The 17,457-nt window shown below is 61.4% G+C and carries 12 protein-coding genes, 1 tRNA gene and 3 pseudogenes; 8 read left to right on the top strand and 8 right to left on the bottom strand.

Features of this window, described 5'->3' with window-relative positions:
- Nucleotide 1: 1 nt before the first annotated feature.
- The 6 genes from ILFOPFJJ_RS04530 to ILFOPFJJ_RS04505 form a co-directional block, all read right to left on the bottom strand.
- Nucleotides 2-379 carry a response regulator gene (locus ILFOPFJJ_RS04530; RefSeq protein ID WP_173509339.1) on the bottom strand — a complete coding sequence of 126 codons (378 nt, stop codon included), beginning with the start codon at nt 377-379 and terminating at the stop codon, nt 2-4.
- Nucleotides 380-381: 2 nt separating this feature from the next.
- Nucleotides 382-1,023, bottom strand: a complete 642-nt coding sequence (locus ILFOPFJJ_RS04525) for a response regulator transcription factor (RefSeq protein WP_173509338.1) — start codon at nt 1,021-1,023, stop codon at nt 382-384.
- Complete coding sequence (locus ILFOPFJJ_RS04520) at nt 1,020-4,226, bottom strand: PAS domain-containing protein (protein WP_173509337.1); 3,207 nt, start codon at nt 4,224-4,226, stop codon at nt 1,020-1,022. Before ILFOPFJJ_RS04520 ends, ILFOPFJJ_RS04525 begins: the two co-directional genes overlap by 4 nt.
- Before the next feature lie 222 nt (nt 4,227-4,448).
- Nucleotides 4,449-5,309 (bottom strand): SDR family oxidoreductase, encoded by an 861-nt coding sequence (locus ILFOPFJJ_RS04515; protein WP_173509336.1) that lies wholly within the window; start codon nt 5,307-5,309, stop codon nt 4,449-4,451.
- Between the two features lie 112 nt (nt 5,310-5,421).
- Entirely contained in the window at nt 5,422-6,402 is a 981-nt protein-coding gene (locus ILFOPFJJ_RS04510; protein WP_173509335.1) for an alpha/beta fold hydrolase, read from the bottom strand.
- 230 nt (nt 6,403-6,632) lie between these two features.
- Entirely contained in the window at nt 6,633-7,418 is a 786-nt protein-coding gene (locus ILFOPFJJ_RS04505; protein ID WP_173509334.1) for an alpha/beta fold hydrolase, read from the bottom strand.
- Between the two features lie 277 nt (nt 7,419-7,695).
- Here ILFOPFJJ_RS04505 and ILFOPFJJ_RS04500 point away from each other — a divergent pair, with 277 nt between their 5' ends.
- The 7 genes and pseudogenes from ILFOPFJJ_RS04500 to ILFOPFJJ_RS04465 all read left to right on the top strand — a co-directional run.
- Nucleotides 7,696-8,151, top strand: a complete 456-nt coding sequence (locus tag ILFOPFJJ_RS04500) for a carboxymuconolactone decarboxylase family protein (RefSeq protein ID WP_173509333.1) — start codon at nt 7,696-7,698, stop codon at nt 8,149-8,151.
- Nucleotides 8,152-8,406: 255 nt separating this feature from the next.
- Nucleotides 8,407-9,375, top strand: coding sequence for an MBL fold metallo-hydrolase (locus ILFOPFJJ_RS04495; RefSeq protein ID WP_173509332.1), 969 nt, complete (start codon nt 8,407-8,409; stop codon nt 9,373-9,375).
- 157 nt (nt 9,376-9,532) lie between these two features.
- Entirely contained in the window at nt 9,533-10,285 is a 753-nt protein-coding gene (locus tag ILFOPFJJ_RS04490; protein WP_173509331.1) for an SDR family oxidoreductase, read from the top strand.
- 59 nt (nt 10,286-10,344) lie between these two features.
- Nucleotides 10,345-10,764 carry a cupin domain-containing protein gene (locus ILFOPFJJ_RS04485; protein ID WP_173509330.1) on the top strand — a complete coding sequence of 140 codons (420 nt, stop codon included), beginning with the start codon at nt 10,345-10,347 and terminating at the stop codon, nt 10,762-10,764.
- Between the two features lie 76 nt (nt 10,765-10,840).
- Nucleotides 10,841-11,842: pseudogene (locus ILFOPFJJ_RS04480) on the top strand (mechanosensitive ion channel family protein); the annotation flags it as partial.
- Nucleotides 11,843-12,150: 308 nt separating this feature from the next.
- A pseudogene (locus ILFOPFJJ_RS04470) lies at nt 12,151-12,718 on the top strand (pyridoxal-phosphate dependent enzyme); the annotation flags it as partial.
- A gap of 60 nt (nt 12,719-12,778) precedes the next feature.
- A pseudogene (locus tag ILFOPFJJ_RS04465) lies at nt 12,779-13,090 on the top strand (tyrosine-type recombinase/integrase); the annotation flags it as partial.
- Nucleotides 13,091-13,335: 245 nt separating this feature from the next.
- On the opposite strand, the gene ILFOPFJJ_RS04460 reads toward ILFOPFJJ_RS04465, so the two are convergent.
- Complete coding sequence (locus ILFOPFJJ_RS04460; protein WP_173509328.1) at nt 13,336-16,725, bottom strand: AAA family ATPase; 3,390 nt, start codon at nt 16,723-16,725, stop codon at nt 13,336-13,338.
- 111 nt (nt 16,726-16,836) lie between these two features.
- Here ILFOPFJJ_RS04460 and ILFOPFJJ_RS04455 point away from each other — a divergent pair, with 111 nt between their 5' ends.
- Entirely contained in the window at nt 16,837-17,331 is a 495-nt protein-coding gene (locus ILFOPFJJ_RS04455; protein WP_173509327.1) for a hypothetical protein, read from the top strand.
- A 33-nt stretch (nt 17,332-17,364) separates the two neighbouring features.
- Here ILFOPFJJ_RS04455 and ILFOPFJJ_RS04450 read toward each other — a convergent pair.
- A tRNA-Met gene (locus ILFOPFJJ_RS04450) sits at nt 17,365-17,441 on the bottom strand.
- Between the last annotated feature and the right edge of the window lie 16 nt (nt 17,442-17,457).

The following is a 17,457-nucleotide window of genomic DNA, read 5'->3' as shown; positions in this document are numbered from 1 at the left end:
GTCACCCTCCATTTCTCGATTTCTGCAAAGCTTCGCTTATCGCAATGAGTAGCGCAGGCGCATCGAATGGCTTTCGAAAAAAGCCGTCGACGCCCTTGACGCGGCCCTGGTCGGCGATCTCGTGGCGGCCAGTGACCAGAAATACCGGTAGTTCCGGACGCGCCTTTTTGACGATGTCACGAAGCTCAAAGCCGTTCATGCCCGGCATGCCAATATCAGTGATCAACAAATCCAAGTTCGACAGGTCACGGGCGAGCAGATGCTCCGCCGACCGGAAACAGCAGGCTGTATAGCCGGCGGATTCCAGCAGTTCCTCCAGCGACTCGAGCAGCCGCGGGTCATCATCGACTATCGCGACGATCGGTCCTGTCTTCTCCATGCTCAGTTTCCTCCAGCCCGGCGCGAATGAGTGATCGGTATTCCCAATCGCTCCGCTATGCGCACGAGGTCGGCGAGCGATGCCGCCGCCATTTTCTGCATCACATTCCTCCGATGAATTTGCAGCGTCACTTCGCTGATTCCGAGTTCCGATGCTGCCTGCTTGTTGAGCAGGCCGCTGACCACGAGCGGCAGCACGTCGCGTTCGCGTGGCGTCAGGTCGAGATAGCGTTGTCTCAGCATGCCGAGTTCAGCCCGCTCCGATCGCTTTCGCCGATCCTCGGAAATTGCCGTGAGCACCGCAGCCATAAGGTCCGCGTCGCTGAACGGTTTGGTGAGAAAATCCACCGCACCATGCTTGATCGCCCGCACCGAGGAGGGGATGTCGCCATGGCCGGTAATGAAGACGATCGGCGGATGATCGCCCTCGGCGATCTGCCGTTGCAGTTCGAGGCCGTTGATATCGGGCAATTCAACGTCGAGTATCAGGCAGGCAGGTAGATCCGGTTTTTCAGCGTCCACATAGTCGCCCGCCGAACCGAACGCGATGGCGCGCATGCCGTGGGTCTCCAGGAGCTCGCCGAGCGCCTCCCTGATGCGTTCGTCATCGTCGACGACGAAAACAACATGGTCATCCGTTGTCATGGCGCCGCTTTCCCCACGATTGGTAAGGTGAAAATGAACCGCGCGCCATGCGGTTCATTTTTCTCGGCCCATAAACGCCCGCCATGCGCCTCGACGATCGAACGGCAGATGGCGAGACCCATGCCCATTCCATTCTCTTTCGTCGTGAAGAAGGGCTCGAAGATCTGATCCGGGAACTCGATGCCGTTTCCCTGGTCGCCTATTTCGGTCTGCACCTCACTACCCACGCGACGGGCGCGCACGGTGAGCGATTTTTCCCCTGCGACGGCCTCCATTGCCTCCATGCCATTGCGCATGAGATTGACCAAGACCTGCTGGATCTGGATGCGGTCGACCGCGATAGGCGGAAGCTTGCCTTCCACGTCGATGTCGATCCGGATGCGACGGCGCAAAGCCTCCCCTGCCACGAGGTTGCACGCCTCCGCGATCACGCCGGAGAGCGACAGGCTGATCCTGTTCTCCACGGACTGCTTGAACAGCGCCCGGATGCGGCTGACGACTTCCGCCGCCGAATTGGCATCGCGGATGACGCGTTCTGTCGTGATCTTCGCTCGATCAACATTGGCCGGCTCGGCTGACAGCCAGCGGTAACAGGCATGCGAATTGGCGACGATCGCCGCCAGAGGCTGGTTTACCTCATGGGCGATGGAGGCCGAAAGTTCGGCAAGGCTCGCCGCCTGACTGGCGCGCGCAAGCCGCTCCTGCGCCAGGCGCAGCTCTTCCTGCATCCGCACCTCACCATCGATATCCAGGCAGATCATGTTCCATTGCACGATGGTGCCGTCGTCCTTGCGCATCGGCGCGGCGCGCGTTTCGACCCAGATATATTCGCCGTCGAAGCGCCGCAGACGGTGCTTTCTGAGATAGGGTTCGCCGGTCGCGAGGCAATGGGCATATTGCTCCTTGACGCCCGCGACATCGTCGGGATGGACCCCGGCATCAAGCGTGCCGTTCAGCCGCGATTTGGCCTTCCCATCCAGTTCCTCCAGCTCATAGCCAAGGAACTCGCGCAGTTGCTGGCTGCGATAGACTGGTTCGCCGTTCGGCGCAGCACAATCGATCATCGCCGGCAGTGTTTCCACCAGTTGCCAAAGGAAGCGTTCTCTCTCGCGCAATGCCGCCTGCGCGCGCATCTCGTCCTCAATGTCGATCGAAGCAATGTACCATTGCACGATTGTGCCATCTGCATCGCGCAACGGTTGCGCGCGCGCCTCTATCCAGCGATAGACGCCCTGCTTGTTGCGACGGCGAAATCGGTTCACGAAAGACTGACCGGTCGCGAAGCCATCCGATGCTCTCTGAAACATTGTTGGAAAGTCGTCGGGGTGAGCCACGTCTCGGGCCAGCGCATCGAAGTCTTTAATGTCCGCCGTCGGCAAACCAACGTCGTCGAGATATCGCTTGCTGGTGTAGGTCATCTTGCCTGAAGCGGTGAAGCTCAGGATATTGAAAGGCATGGCGTCGATCATTTGTTCCAATTGCCGCTTGCTGCTCTTCAGCGCTTCTTCGGCCTGCACCTGATCGTCGATGTCGATGGACACCTGATACCATTGAACGATCGCTCCATCGTGATCGCGCAGAGGCTGCGCGCGCGCCTCTATCCAGCGATAGTTGCCATCTTTCCAACGCCGGCGATATCGCATCATGAAGGCGTCGCCAGTTTTAAGGGAGTTGGCTGACGTTCGCAGCACCTCGGGGGCATCTTCGGGGTGAACCAGCTTTTGCGCCACCCGGACGGTATCTTCGAAGTTCGCCTTGGAAATGCCGAGATCCTCCAAAGATCGCTTGTTGACGTAGGCCAGCTCGCCAGCAGGCGTCCAGCTCCAGATGTGGACTGGCAAGGCATCCACAAGCTGCGAGAGCTCCCGCTCCCGGTCGCGCAAGGCCTCCTGTGCGCGCACCTCATCATCGATGTCGATGGAGATTGCGTACCATTGCAAGATCTTCCCGCCTTCGTCTCGCAGTGGTTCCGCCCGGCCATCAACCCAGCGATACACGCCGTCCGCGCGGCGCATGCGATATTTCATCGAGTATGGTTCGCCTGTGGCGACGGCATGGCGCACCGCCTGCAACAGACTGGGCGCATCATCCGGATGGGCAAGAGTCTCAATGTTTGTCACCAGTTGGCTTGTGCCCGGCCTTTTCAACTGTTGCAGGTCAAACCCGAAAAAATCCACCAGCCGCTTGTTGAAGAAGGTCGGCTCGCCTTCGGGCGTCAGCCGTCTGATGTGGACTGGGACCATGTTCACGATCTGCGAGAGCTCTCGCTCTCGGTCGCGCAGGGCCTCCACACTCTGGCGCAATGTCAGCAACGCGAGCTGGTGCTGCCGGGATATGGCGGCCACGACCAAGGCCGAAAACGCCGAAATCGCCAGGAAGAGTTGTAGCATGATCTGGTTGTGGCGCTGGCTCTCGGCATTTCCGGCGAACTGACTGGCGCCGGATATCGTGAAGATCGCGGTTATTAGCGCGAGGAGGACGAGAGTAACGGCAGCCCCCTTGAACTCGAAGCGCACCGCGGCCCAAAGCAATGGCGGCATGATGATATAGGCGAAGGGCAGGTAGCCGCCGAGCGAAAGGGCCGCGACGCCAAGAAGGATAAGTCCCACGGCACACGCTTCTATCCATCGCGCAGCCGATAGCTCTGCCTTGCCGTTCCAGTTCTGGATCACGACCAGCGCGAGCGGCGCGACGATCAGGACCCCAGTGGCATCCCCGATCCACCAGAGAGGCCAGGCCCCTGAGAAGGTTTGCGAAAGTATGCCGAACCCGGCAAGCGTCGCGCTTCCGACCGTCGCGCTCACGACTGAGGCAACGCCGGCGCCTAGCAGGACGAATACGAGAACTTCCTGCAGGGTTTCCAGCCGGACCGACCGGCCCAGGACCCGGTTCACGAGCCACGCGCCGACCATGGCTTCGAGCGCGTTGCCGGCATAAATCAGGACGGCGGCGGGCAGCGGGCTATGGAACCACAAGGCATTGCCGAATAGCTCGCCGAGGCAGCCGACCAGCACCCACCACTGCCAGCTCTGCTTGGGTGCGAGGATAAGGGTTGCAATGAAAAGCCCGCTCGGAGGCCATATGGAAATGCCTGTTCCGGGTACGATTGCAAGTGCCTGCGCGAAGCCGCAACCCAGCACATAGGCCGCAAAAAACAGACCCAGGTGCAGGAGTTGGGGGCGGTACGACCAGACGCGCGTCATCGGCGACTCCTGCAGGGAAAATAAAGCTTGGGCGGCGCCAGCATATCGAGTGGCTAGTCTCGATAGCAGCGTCAGCGATCCCGTGTCGTACCCTATTCGCGCCACTGCACGGCCGCAACTTATGGAAATCCATGTATTGGCGGCGATGCCGTCGCTTGACCGCCCTGGTAGAAAACTGTCAAGCCTCAATAATATCCGACATCCGCTTGGATGGTTCCTGTCTCAGTCCAAAAGCCGCAAGGGCGTGGCATCCTCGTCGAAGTCCGTCGACCGGCTGACCTCGTTCCATTGGAGCGCGGCCGTCGATCGGATCACATCATTCTGGGCAATTCGCGCCAGCGCGTCGCTTCCGAGGACGAGCTGTTCCGGGAGATCGTCCCGGCGTGAAAGATCGAAGATGACGGAGGCCACCTTGTCGGGGTCGCCGGGCTCGGTGCCGGCATAGCCCTCCGTTAACCTCATGATTGCGCCGATGGTTGGTTCGTATTCCAGCAGCAGCGGCGGGACATGGCTGCGGGCGACCCGTGTCCAGTTCGTGCGGATGCTGCCCGGCTCGACGGCGATGGCCTTGACGCCGAATGGTTTGACCTCCTTGGCGAGCGAAGCGGTGAAACCGCTCACCGCCCATTTGGCAGCGCTATAGGCGGTGGAACCGGGACTGCCGAAGCGCGCCGAGCTGGACGAAATGTTGATGATATGTCCTGATTTCTGCTGGCGCATCACCGGGAGTGCTGCGCGCGTCAGATTGACCACGCCGTAGAAATTGGTGTCGATCTCCGCCCTGAAATCATCTTCAGAGACCTGTTCGAAAGGGCTGAGATGCGCATAGCCGGCATTGTTCAGCAGCACGTCGAGGCGTCCGAACCTTTCCATCGCGGCTTCGACTGCGCCGCGCGATGCGGACGCGTCTGTCACATCGAGTTCGATGAGTTCCACGTGCTCCTCATAGCGGTGCGCAAGATCGAGAAGGCGGTCGACGTTGCGGGCCGTTGCGATGAGGTTGTCGCCGCGGGCGAGCACCAGTTCCGCCGTGCTGTGGCCGATTCCGCTGGCACTGCCGGTTATGAGCCAAGTCTTCGGCATGGGATGACCTCTAAAAAGGCGATGATAGAAAGGGATCGCGGAACTGGCGCGGCAAGGCCGCGCCAGTTCCGGACGCGGAGCACGGCGGTTTGCTCCGCGAGCCGTGGTGGGTTCAAGCCTTGAGGAAGGCGAGCAGGTCGGCGTTGACCTGGTCCTGATGCGTGGCGGTAATGCCGTGCGGCGCGCCGGGATAGTAGATGTCCTTGGCGCCCTTGATCAGCCGGGCAGACTTGACGGCGGAATCCTTGACCGGAACGATCTGGTCGTCCTCCCCGTGCAGGACGAGCGTCGGCACGTCGAACTTCTTCAGATCCACGGTGAAGTCGGTCTCGGAGAAAGCCTTGACGCATTCATAGGCGTTCAGCAGGCCGGCCTGCATGCTCCAGAGCCAGAATTGGTTGAGCGTGCCCTCGGAAACGTTCGAGCCGGGACGATTGGCGCCGTAAAATTGCGAGGCAAGGTCACGGTAGAATTGTGAGCGATCCTTGACGAGGCCAGCGCGGATCGCGTCGAACGCCTCAATCGGCAGGCCTTCTGGATTGGTCGCCGATTTCACCATGACCGGCGGCACAGCAGCGATGAGGACGGCCTTTGCGACACGCTTCGTACCGTGCCGGCCGATATAGCGGGCGACCTCGCCGCCGCCGGTGGAGTGACCGACCAACGTTGCGTCCCTGAGGTCCAGCGCCTCGATAACGGCGGCCAGATCGTCGGCATATCCGTTCATGTCGTTCCCCGACGTCGGCTGGCTGGAGCGTCCATGGCCGCGGCGATCGTGCGCGACGACGCGGAAGCCTTGCTGGGCGAGGAAGAGCATCTGGCCGTCCCAGGCATCGGAGTTCAGCGGCCAGCCGTGCGAGAAGGTAACGACCGGGCCGGTGCCCCAGTCCTTGTAATAGATTTCTGTGCCGTCCTTGGTGGTGATCGTGCTCATGGCTTGCTTTCCGTGATTGATGGTGGCGGGGAGAGGCTGCTTCGGAGTCTTTGCGGCGGCAACCGCGGGCAAGCCCGCTGCGATACCGGCGGTGAGGCCGCCGAGCAGGGCGTCGCGGCGTGAGAGGCTAACGGCCGATGGGTTTGAAATGTCCTGCATATTTTATCCTTCACGATGATTGAAATGCGAACGAGAATGGCGACCGGCGGCCCGGAAAACTATTGGCCGCAAGCATCTGCGGAACTGTACGAAAGTTTAGCTGATCACATCGAACGACTAGGCGTTTGTGCCAGAGGATCGCGGCTACCAGACGCCGGCCGAGCGACGTCAGGAACCGTGCCCGCAATTTCGTTTGAGGCGGAACTTCTCCGGACCGACAATATGGCTGTTCACCGGGCGGATGCCGCTTCTTCGATGAGAGCGGTGACTTCGGCGGGATGCGAGACCATGAGCGCGTGCGAGGCCCCGTCGACGACGACAGTCTTCGCGGCGTGTGCCCGTTCGGCCATGAACTGCATGACCGCTGGTGGAATGTTACGGTCGGCGGACCCGTAGATCATGTAGGAGGGCAGCAGCTTCCAAGATGCGGCGCCGGAGGGTTCGGCGAGCGCAGCTTGGGCGACTGGACGCTGCGCCGAAGCCATCAGCGCCGCCTTGTCATCTGAAACGTCGGCGGCGAACTGGAGATGAAATTTGGACGGCTGGATGTAGAGGTCCTGCGTGCCGTCCGGCAGCATCACGGGTGCGAGCGCGCTGGCAAGCGTACTACCCGGGAATTTGCCCGACAGGGTGAGGCTGGATTCGCCGGTATCCGGCATGAAACCTGCAACATAAACCAGGGCCTTCACGTTCGAATTGCCGTTTGCGGCTTCGGTGATGACCGGTCCACCATAGGAGTGGCCGACCAGAACCACCGGTCCATGGATGGCGCGAACGACCGCCGCGACGGATGCTGCATCCGATGCGACGCTGCGAAGCGGGTTGGCCGCCGCGATCGCCACATAGCCATCCTTGGTCAGGCGGGCGATCACAGCATCCCAGCTCGACGATTCGGCAAAGGCGCCATGAACGAGAACGATTGTCGGCTTGAGATCGCGATCTTCGGCCTGTGCGCTGGCGACAGTCAGCGTCGCGATCACAGCGCCAAGCGCCAAGACCTTGATAAGTTTGAGCATCTGCTTTCTCCTAACGCAGCGATTGCCATGCCGGGAGAATGCGTGGGTTTGCGGTCGCAAACCATTCTGCGTGGGACGCGCCCATCCACTGCCGAAGTATAGAAGGAGATGGCTCAAACGGCGGGGAAACCTGATCGATCGGCAAGGCTCAGCTCCATCAGATGCTAACCGGGAGCGCCTTCCGGCCAGATGGATGATCCACGATGCCGTGGATAGTGGGTGATCCGGGCGACGCGCGTGGCTTCGACCCGATCGCAACCAATCTACGGAGAGCAGGATGACCAGACGCTTGAACATATTGGCCAGGAAGAATGACGGCATCGATGGCCTCGTCACCGTCGAGGCCTGGATTGCCAAGAGCTTCGATCCAAAACTGATGGAGCTCGTCAAGGTGCGCGTGTCGCAGATCAACGGCTGCGCCCATTGCCTGCACATGCATCGTCAGGACGCTCTGAAACGGGGCGAGACGGAAGAGCGCATGCTTCTTCTGAGCGCCTGGCGCGAATCGCAGCTCTACAGCGACCGTGAGCGCGCAGCACTCGCCTGGGCCGAGTCGCTGACCAATATCGCAAAGAGCCGTGCGCCGGATACGGATTATGAAATTGCCCACAGCGTCTTTTCGGAAGACGAACTCTTGGTGCTGTCTATCGGCATCGCCATGATCAATGCTTGGAACCGACTGGCGATCGGCTTTCGGCTGCAGCATCCGGCAGACCACAAGCGCGCCGCTTGATCGCCGAGCAGACGCGAACGCACCGGGCGGATTCATCCGCCCGGGAACATCCAATGCAAAGCGTCTGCTCCTTCATGCCAGCCTCTTCACTGCCAAAATCTCCGCTGCGGCCGCACTGAGAGCATAGGCTGCCCTATCCTCAGGTATGGCCTTTCCTCTTCCTTGGCCGGATCGACCGCCAAACGCGCCTCAACATAAAATCCGCGCCGTGGCTTGTAACCGACACGTTTCAATCACGCAAAACAGGAGCGCATCATGTCGCAGACAGAAACAAAACCCCGTTCGATTGCTCAGCAGCAGACAAACATGAGCTTGGACAACACCTCACCCTCCGGTAGATCGCGACCCGAAGAGTTGGTTCCCTCGCGCTACGCGGTGCAGGTCGGCGAGATTGAAGTGCTGGTAATCAGCGACGGGGTGCTGCCGCTCCCAACCCAGATGTTGGGACACAACGCCGACCCGGCCGCCCGGGCGGCCTGGCTGAAGGACATGTTCCTGCCGCAGGATGCCTTCGACTGGGCGCTGAATGTGGTCGTGGTGCGGAGCGGCGACCAGACCATACTCATCGACGCTGGGCTAGGGTTGGATCCGGACCTGAACTTGCCGCGGGCCGGGCAGTTGATCAAGCGGCTGGAGGCCGCCGGCATCGACCTTGCATCGGTGACCGACGTGGTGCTTACCCACATGCACATGGATCACGTCGGCGGGCTGCTCGTCGAGGGGGTGAAGGAGCAGCTGCGTCCGGACCTGCGGATCCACGTGGCCGCCGCCGAGGTCAAGTTCTGGGAGTCGCCCGATTTCTCCCACGTCTCCATGCCGCCGGGCTTCCCGGACGCGCTTCGCGCGACCGCCAAGCGGTTCGCGAAGGAGTATCAAAGCCAGCTGCGGCTGTTCGATGAGGAGTACGAAGTGGCACCGGGCGTGGTCGTCTCTCGTACCGGCGGCCACACCCCCGGGCACAGCGTGGTCCGCGTGGCGTCCGGCGGCGACCGGCTGATGTTCGCCGGCGACGCCGTGTTCGCGGTCGGGTTCGAACACCCCGACTGGCACAACGGTTTCGAACACGACCCCGAGGAGGCGGCGCGCGTTCGGGTCCGTCTTTTGCGCGAGCTGGCGGAGACCGGCGGACAGCTGGTCGCCACTCACCTGCCGTTCCCGTCCGTCGGCCGGGTGGCGGTCGACGGCGACGACTTTCGTTGGGTCGCGGCCTTCTGGGACTACTGACCCCTTGTTGGGTCAGGGCCGAACTGGGTGCGTATCCTTCCAGTTCGGCCGACACGTCTATGGCCTCGACGGGACCGGCCCGAGCTAAGACCGCCCAACCACCTTCTGGAAACGAATGACAATGCGGCGCGCCGAGCGCCCGCGAATGGAGAAGCTCATGAAAATCGTCATCATCGGCGGAACCGGCCTGATCGGTTCAAAGACAGCCGACCGCCTTCGCAAGCAAGGCCATGAAGTCATTGCCGCCGCTCCGAACACCGGCGTCAACACGATCACCGGCGAAGGTCTCGCCGAGGCGCTCGCTGGCGCCTCTGTCGTTATCGATCTCGCAAACTCGCCGTCCTTCGAAGACAAGGCCGTGCTGGAATTCTTTGAGACGTCGGGCCGCAATCTGATGGCTGCGGAAAAGGCCGCGGGCGTAAAGCATCACGTCGCGCTTTCCATCGTCGGCGTCGATCGGCTGCCTGACAGCGGCTACATGCGCGCCAAGGTGGCCCAGGAAAAGATCATCCGGGAATCCGGCATTCCCTATACGATCGTCCACTCGACGCAGTTCATGGAATTCCTCAGCGGCATCGCCCAGTCCGGCACGATCGGCGACACGGTGCATCTGTCGCCAGCCTACGTCCAGCCCATCGCCTCGGACGATGTGGCCGACAACATGGCCGCCGTTGCGACGGTCGCGCCGATCAATGGCGTTGTGGAGATCTCGGGGCCGGAGCGTGTCCGGCTGAACGAGCTCGTCGCCCGCTACCTCAAAGCAATGGGCGACGCCCGCAAGGTCGGGGCAGATCCGGAGGCTCGCTACTTCGGCGCCAAACTGGAAGATGGCTCGCTCGTTTCCGACAACAATCCCCGCCTCGGCAGCATCACCTTCGAGCAGTGGTTCGCAACCGCGGCGCGGAAATGACCGATCCGGCGCGTCGCATGAGGCGGCGCACCTTCCGACCTCACGAAAGGAGTTTCGACATGATCAAGTCAATCTTTGCCGCCGTTGCCATGACGGCTCTCTTGTCCGCTGCCGCCGCTGCTCACGACGTCGGCGATAAGGATGCTTCGGTCACGCTGGTTTACGAGCACGAACTGCCGAATGTTCCGGGCAAGAGCATGAAGGGTGTTCTCGTTGAATATGGTCCCGGCGGCTTCTCCTCGGCCCACACGCATCCGGAGTCGGCCTTCATCTATGCGACTGTCCTGGAGGGCGCCATCCGCAGTCAGGTCAACGACGGTCCCGTCAAGACCTACAAGGCGGGCGAGAGCTTCTCTGAAATGCCGGGAGACCGCCACGGCGTCAGCGAGAATGCCAGCGAGACCGAACCGGCGAAGCTGCTGGCTGTTTTCGTCGTCGACAGCAGCGAGAAGGAACTGACCTTCCCGATCGAGGAGTAGGCGAAAGGGCCAGCTGTCGTCTGCGGCATCTGGCCCTTTCCCGATCGTTCGAAATCACTGCCGGTGAGCCCGAGCCATGTTCGGTGAAGATCGTTTCCTGCCGCTCGTCCTGATCAATATTCTGGGGCTTGCCGGCATTCTCGTATGGCACATTCAGGGGCGCAGCCGTCCGACCGGTCGCCTGATCGTGCAGATTCTGTTCTTCGCCACCATGAGCCTTGTGCTCGGCCTGGGCAGAATTTCGCCTTACCGGCTCGACCAGACCGAGCTTCAGGGCGCCGGCCTATTGATTGCCAAGTCGGCGAGGATCCTCTGGTGGACTCATCTTGCTTGGACGATCATCGGCTTCGTGCACATCTATATCGGTCTCAATCACAGGCCGCGGGAGGCACATCTTCTGCAGGATCTGATCATCGCCGTCGTTTATCTCGGCGTGGCGCTGTCGATCATCGGCTTCGTCTTTGGCGCGCCAATAGGCCCCTTTGGTTGCTACCTCGGGCGTGGTCGCCGTCATCATCGGCCTGGCGCTGCAGAATACGCTTGCGGACGTCTTTTCGGGGATCGCGCTCACGCTCGGGCGGGCTTATCTCATCGGCGACTGGATCCGGCTCAGCGACGGCACGGAAGGACGCGTCGCCGAAACCAACTGGCGCTCGACGAATCTGCTGACCGGCGCGCACAATTTGGTGATGGTACCCAACAGCGTCCTGGCGAAGCAAGGGGTGACCAATCTCAGCCGTCCTGACGAAACGCACTGCATTGCGTTTGCCGTGCACATTGCCACACCCACGTGCCGTCCGTCGTTGAAGAGGTCATGCTGGGGGTTCTGCGGGACTGCGAGCGAATCGTCAAGGTTCCTCCGCCAGCCATTGCGCTCAAAGCGATCGATGCGATGGCTATCGAGGTCGAGCTGCAGTTCTGGGTGGCGAGTCCGGCGAGCCGAATGCCGGCCAAAAATGAGGTCATCGATCTCGTCTACCGCGGCTGCAAGACGAACGGCCTTTCTCTGGCAATGCCGCCCGAGAGCCTGCTCTGGGGGCCAGCCGTTATGGACGGTGAGCCCGCAGCTATCTTCAGCCGCTCTCATCCGAGAATGCCAACCTGCAATCGGAGCTTGCGATTGCGCTGGAACGCCAGACCATCACCGCGCAAATTCTCAACGTCATCTCCATGTCGCGAACCGACGTGCAACCGGTTTTCGACGTCATTTCTGAGAGCTCGCGGCGGCTGCTCGGTGGTCAAACGGCGCTTGTGACGCGCGTCGTAGGTGGCATGCTTCATCTGGCGGCATGCACGGCCGCGCCAGCCACGAGGAGATCCGGCTTCGTTTCCTGTTCCGCTGACTCAAGCCGTCAAGGAGATGGCGCGCGTCAGGGGATACCGAAACATGAAATCGCTGAAGAAAACAAATACGCGGCTGTTCACGCTTTTGAGGACCCCATCGTGATGGCCGGTGAGGGAACGATCGGGTGTGAAATACTGCAGGACCTGGACGATGTAGATACGGTCATCGTTCCCGTAGGCGGCGGAGGCCTAATCTCGGGAATCGCTACCGCCATAAAAGAAACGAAACCATCGGTGCGCGTTGTCGGAGCAGAGCCGGCCTTGACACCGAAGTATTTTCACAGCCGGATCAACAAGGGCGCACATCGCTTCCCTTGAAAAAACTATTGCGGATGGCTTGAGGATAAGCGCTCCGGGTCAAAACCCGTATCCGATTATCGAAAAGTATGTGGACGAGATTGTTCTTGTTGAAGACGAGCACATCATCGCCGGGATGCGTGCTCTTGCGAAGGATGCGAAATTGATCGCTGAACCAGCCGCCTCGATTGGTGTCGGAGCACTGTTGGCGGGCACCATAGACGTCAAGCCCGATGAAAAAGTCTGTGCGGTGTTGTCTGGCGGGAACTGGGATCTACGCGACCTTGCCGAGATATACAATGTAGCGGGGTAGTCAGTTCCAGCTTCGGTCAGTTCACCACCCCGATCGCAGTTGAACGTCTGAGATCCTCATGTCGCTGCATGGATTGGAAGTCGCCGGCTCGGTGAACGGGATTAGCTGTTTCCAAGCCGCGTGCATATATTGCCGCATCTATCGACGCGGCAATATAGCAGGGTCGTCGAAAGGTGGGTGTCGAGCATCGGGCTTGATCCCAAGCGCTACGGCACGCATTCGATGAGACGGACGAAGGCGGCGCACATCTACAAGAAGACGGGCAACCTGCGCGCCATCCAGCTCTTGCTCGGTCACAAGAAGCTGGAGAGCACTGTGCAGTACCTCGGGATTGACGTGGACGACGCATTCTCTGAGCAAGTTGACCTCTAGCACTCAGGGGTGGCATTTCTCGGCTAAGTGCCGCCCCCCTGGCCTGCTGAAACCCAAACATCGACCCCGAAGCGGAACTTCGTTTGGTGAGTGCGCCGCCAGGTCTTGACCCCCGGATCGGACACTCAGGGGCTCTAATTCGTTGCCGGAAAGCGGACGACTCGGCGACGCTCCATCACACGACGCCCTTGCCGTCCGACAGTGCTGTCAGCGTGGTTTGGCGTAGAACATTGCAACTCGGCTGACTAGTCGGATGACTTGGTCGCGCCATTGACACCGGCTGTCGCGCGAAGCACCCCTTGGGCCGATTGCAGATCCGATGTCGCGAATCCCTCCGTAAACTTGCCGCAGAGGGGCGCTAGCAGGTGATGCGCGTCGCCGAACCGGTTCTGCACGATCCATAGTCGGGCCAGGCTTGTCGCCGCGCGCAACTCCCATAAGTCAGCGCTTTGCCCTCGTGCTACCTCGGCCGCGTGGCGGAGTCGTGCTTCCGCCTCGGCACGATCAAACTCGGGCACCTGCAGCATTAGCTCGCCCGTCAGCCGATGCAATTCCGCCTCGAACCACCGCTCGCCCGTTGCGCCAACTCGGTCCAGCGCGTCGGTCAGCAAATCCAAGCCTTGCCTTGCTCCCCCGGTATGCGCCTCGAGGCGCGCGAGCAAGCTCAAAAAGAATGGAACCAGGAATCTCGCTCCAGTCATCTGCCACGACGCCAAGCCTTCTCGAACCTGTGTGAGGGCCGCCGATAATTCACCCGTCTCGGCTAGCGTGCAGCCTCGAATGATCGCACCTGCGCCGAGAAAGTGCGGAGAGCCCTGCGCTCTTGCGAGCGCGATCAGTGAATCCGCCCGATCTCGGGCTTCTCGCCAATCGCCGCGAAGCTGTGACAGGGTGCAGCCGTAAAGCAGGGCGTAACCGAGCGTGTTGCGGTGGGAAAGTTCGCTTGCGTCCGCCAATGCCTCGTTGCTCCTGGCCTCAGCCTGCTCGGGATAACCAAGAGCGAAGAGGGTCCAGGAGAGCACCGACAGTCCCGCCACCCGAGGGTCCTGGGCGAACAGGAACGCGAGGGAGCGGTGTTGCCGCGGGTCATAAAGGGCGAGCGACCGTTCCAGATATTCGCGGGCAGTAGGTATCTCGCCGCGAAGGAAGGCATCGGTTCCGACGATGCGATTGCCGACGGTCTCGCCGGACACCTCGCGTTCTTCCTGCGCGCGCCGGAGCAGTTCCTCTCCCGCCTTCCTCCCCGCCTCCAGTTCAGCGCGCACGACGTGGAAGACCCAGTCTCCGTAGAGAACAGGGAGGAGCCTACTCGTGTCCCCGAGCCGCTCGCACAACTCGCGTGCTCGCGTATTGGCCCGCCCAACCTCTGGCGCTGCCCAACCCTTGGCAGTCATCAGGGCGACGCTGAGAGCGACTTGCAGGTCGACTTCCTGCCGCCATCGCACGGCATCATCAGGCAGCCCTTCAAGCAGGTCCAGCCCTCTTGTCAGATGGGTGATCGCTTCGGCCGTTGCGGAGCGCGCAATCTCGGCTTGCCCGGCCCTGAGACAGTAATCGACCGCGGGTTCTACCCGCCCCGCCTCCGCATAGTGCTGGGCTAGAAGTTCGGGCTGCGTCTGGACCGTTTCGGGGAAGCGTTGCTCGATCGCTGCAGCTATCGCCGCGTGCAACCGTTGTCGTTTCGAGCGCACAAGGGTGGCGTAGGCGGCGTCGCGTACGAGCGCGTGCTTGAAGCTGTAGGTTAGCTGCGGCGGAGTCCCGTGGCGGAACACCAATCCCGACGCAATGAGGTCGTCGAGTGCTTCCTCTACCTCGCTCGTCTGCAACGGCGCGGCGGTCACCAGCAACTCATGCGAGAATTCTCGACCGATTGCGGCCGCCACCTGCGCCACCTCCCTGGCGGGCGCAAGTCGGTCGAGCCGGGCTAATAACGACTCCTGAAGCGTAGCTGGAATTGCGATTGCCGACAGCGGACTCGCGAGAGCGTAGTGATCGCCCTCGTCTTTGAGCAACTTGGTCTCCAATATCGCGCGCGTCAGCTCTTCAACGAAGAGCGGCACGCCGTCTGTCTGTCCGACGATCTGGTTGAGCACTTCGGTAGGCAGAGCCCTGCCGCCGGTCAGGCTCTCGACCATATCTGCGCCTTGCCGACGGCTCAAACGACTAAGCGTCAATGCGGTAACATGAGGATAGCGCATCCACGGTGGGAGAAACTCGGAACGGAACGTGATGAGCACCAGCACTGGCGAGTCTTGCACGCGGTCAACAACGAGATCCAGCAACTCGAGCGAGGTCGGATCCGCCCAATGCACGTCCTCATATACTGCCAGGACGGGCCGACGGGCCGCGAGTCCGATGAGCTGATCGACGAGTACCTCCAGCGTCCGCTTCTTCTGCCGGTGCGGGCTTAACTCCAACGGTAGATAGCGATCGTTCGCTGGAACCGACAGCAACGCCGCGAGCAACGCGGCCGCTTCGGCGACGTCTTCGGTCGATTGCGTGAGCAGCACTTCGAGCTTGCTCAGTTTTACGTCGGGGGGATCCTCCGCGGCGAAGCCAGCCGCCCGCTCCAGAAGACGGATAACCGGATGAAGCGGGCTGGTCTGATGATAGGGCGAGCAGTAGTGACTTACAGTCGTATGCGGCTCGCCTTCCAGACGCCGCCGCAGGGCACGAACAAGGCGCGACTTGCCGATGCCGGGTTCGCCCGCTAGCAACACCACGCGGCCTTCCCCTTCTTTGGCCGCTTCCCAGTGCTTAAGCAGGAGTCCGATCTCGTGCTCGCGACCGACGAGCGGAGTCAGGCTCGCCCCGTGCAGGGCTTCGAAACGGCTTTCCGCAGAGCTTTCACCGAGCACGCGCCAAGCGGGTACGGACGCAGGAAAGCCCTTCAAAGAGTGGAACCCGAGCTCGGCGAGCTCGAACAGGCCGCGGATCAGCTGCCGGGTGGTGGATGCCACCACCACCGCTCCCGGCTCGGCGACACTTTGCAGTCGTGCCGCTAAATTGGGCGTCTCGCCGATTACCGTCTCCTCACGCGCTGCACCTTCGCCGATCAGTTCGCCGACAACCACCAAGCCGGTCGCGATGCCGACGCGGGCTTGCAGCGTCTCCCCATGCGGTGGTCGCAGGTTTCCCACTGCGTCGATGGCCGCAAGCCCCGCTCGCACTGCTCGTTCGGCCTCATCCTCGTGAGCGCGCGGATAGCCAAAGTAAGCGAGCACGCCATCGCCCATGTACTTGGCAACGTGGCCCTCGAATCGCGCAATAGCGCCCGCCACCGCACGCTGGTAGCCCCGCAGCAGTTCGCCCATCTCCTCTGGATCGAGTCGTGAGGAAAGCGTGGTCGAGTCGACAAGGTCGACGAACATCACGGTGAGCTGCCGGCGCTCCGGCTCCGGGAGGATTACAGGTGTGCCGCCAACCCCAGCTTGGCCGCTCGGTTGTTGAGCGACCTCACGCAGTGCGGCGATGGCAGCAAGCAGTTTACGACGGTGCCCCACCGAAGTTACGCCAAGACCAACCAGGTCCTCGGCAGTAAGATCTCTTAGGACTTCAGGATCGATGTGGTTTTGGCGGAACGTTTCTTCGTACTGTCCCAGCCCTTGATCGCGCAGCCAGGCACCGACGTCCATGGCTCCTCCTCCGTCTGCTCGGAGTGCAAGGTTCTTCAGCATACTCCAGAAGTCTCTAAGCCGCACGACCCTAAGCGAAGAGGACCATGGCCAGCGCCGTCTGGTCGTCGAATGATCGAAATGACCCGTGAGTTCGATGCTCGTCTCGCCATCCTGGATGACCAATTGGACGAACTGGAAGCCACCCGCGAGAAGCTGGTTCTGGAACTCGCCAACGCCGAAGCGCCGGCGGAGGATTTTCAGGTGAAGATCGCGAAGCTGAAGGCGCTGTTCAATCCGGCCGATATCGAGATCAGCATCCGCAAGCTGCTCTTCCTCGCCCGCAACCATGCCGACGAACATGCCAAGCAGCGCCTGATGCCGATCGTGCGCGATTTCATCCAGACCGTTGTGATCGGCAAGACGCCCGGCCACCAGCCGGCATCCCTGCAGGTCCATGGCTCGATCGCCAACATCATGGCGTCGATGGAGGGCTCGACCTGCTTGAGCAGCAGTTCATCGCTGCGGCACAGAACGATCTTATGGCGAAGATCGCGTCGGGAGAGGTCGACACGGAGCACAAAAAGAAAAAGCTCCTCGACGCGTACGCGGAGGAGCTTTCTGTGAAGCGACTTGAATGGCAAAATATTCAAGTTTCAGTGGTTGCGGGGGCAGGATTTGAACCTGCGGCCTTCAGGTTATGAGCCTGACGAGCTACCGGGCTGCTCCACCCCGCGTTATTGTTTCAAAGCA

Origin of the sequence: Sinorhizobium psoraleae (genome assembly GCF_013283645.1) — a bacterium.
Lineage (GTDB): Bacteria > Pseudomonadota > Alphaproteobacteria > Rhizobiales > Rhizobiaceae > Sinorhizobium > Sinorhizobium psoraleae.
Note: the sequence above shows the minus strand (reverse complement) of the source record. Positions and strands in the feature narration are given on the sequence as shown.

What these genes read in the sequence shown, in the direction of transcription:
- ILFOPFJJ_RS04460 (WP_173509328.1), bottom strand. Translation starts at nt 16,725, where the DNA reads ATGGACGTCGGTGCCTGGCTGCGCGATCAAGGGCTGGGACAGTACGAA.
- ILFOPFJJ_RS04500 (WP_173509333.1), top strand. Translation starts at nt 7,696, where the DNA reads ATGACCAGACGCTTGAACATATTGGCCAGGAAGAATGACGGCATCGAT.
- ILFOPFJJ_RS04455 (WP_173509327.1), top strand. Translation starts at nt 16,837, where the DNA reads ATGATCGAAATGACCCGTGAGTTCGATGCTCGTCTCGCCATCCTGGAT.
- ILFOPFJJ_RS04520 (WP_173509337.1), bottom strand. Translation starts at nt 4,226, where the DNA reads ATGACGCGCGTCTGGTCGTACCGCCCCCAACTCCTGCACCTGGGTCTG.
- ILFOPFJJ_RS04525 (WP_173509338.1), bottom strand. Translation starts at nt 1,023, where the DNA reads ATGACAACGGATGACCATGTTGTTTTCGTCGTCGACGATGACGAACGC.
- ILFOPFJJ_RS04485 (WP_173509330.1), top strand. Translation starts at nt 10,345, where the DNA reads ATGATCAAGTCAATCTTTGCCGCCGTTGCCATGACGGCTCTCTTGTCC.
- ILFOPFJJ_RS04510 (WP_173509335.1), bottom strand. Translation starts at nt 6,402, where the DNA reads ATGCAGGACATTTCAAACCCATCGGCCGTTAGCCTCTCACGCCGCGAC.
- ILFOPFJJ_RS04490 (WP_173509331.1), top strand. Translation starts at nt 9,533, where the DNA reads ATGAAAATCGTCATCATCGGCGGAACCGGCCTGATCGGTTCAAAGACA.
- ILFOPFJJ_RS04505 (WP_173509334.1), bottom strand. Translation starts at nt 7,418, where the DNA reads ATGCTCAAACTTATCAAGGTCTTGGCGCTTGGCGCTGTGATCGCGACG.
- ILFOPFJJ_RS04515 (WP_173509336.1), bottom strand. Translation starts at nt 5,309, where the DNA reads ATGCCGAAGACTTGGCTCATAACCGGCAGTGCCAGCGGAATCGGCCAC.
- ILFOPFJJ_RS04495 (WP_173509332.1), top strand. Translation starts at nt 8,407, where the DNA reads ATGTCGCAGACAGAAACAAAACCCCGTTCGATTGCTCAGCAGCAGACA.
- ILFOPFJJ_RS04530 (WP_173509339.1), bottom strand. Translation starts at nt 379, where the DNA reads ATGGAGAAGACAGGACCGATCGTCGCGATAGTCGATGATGACCCGCGG.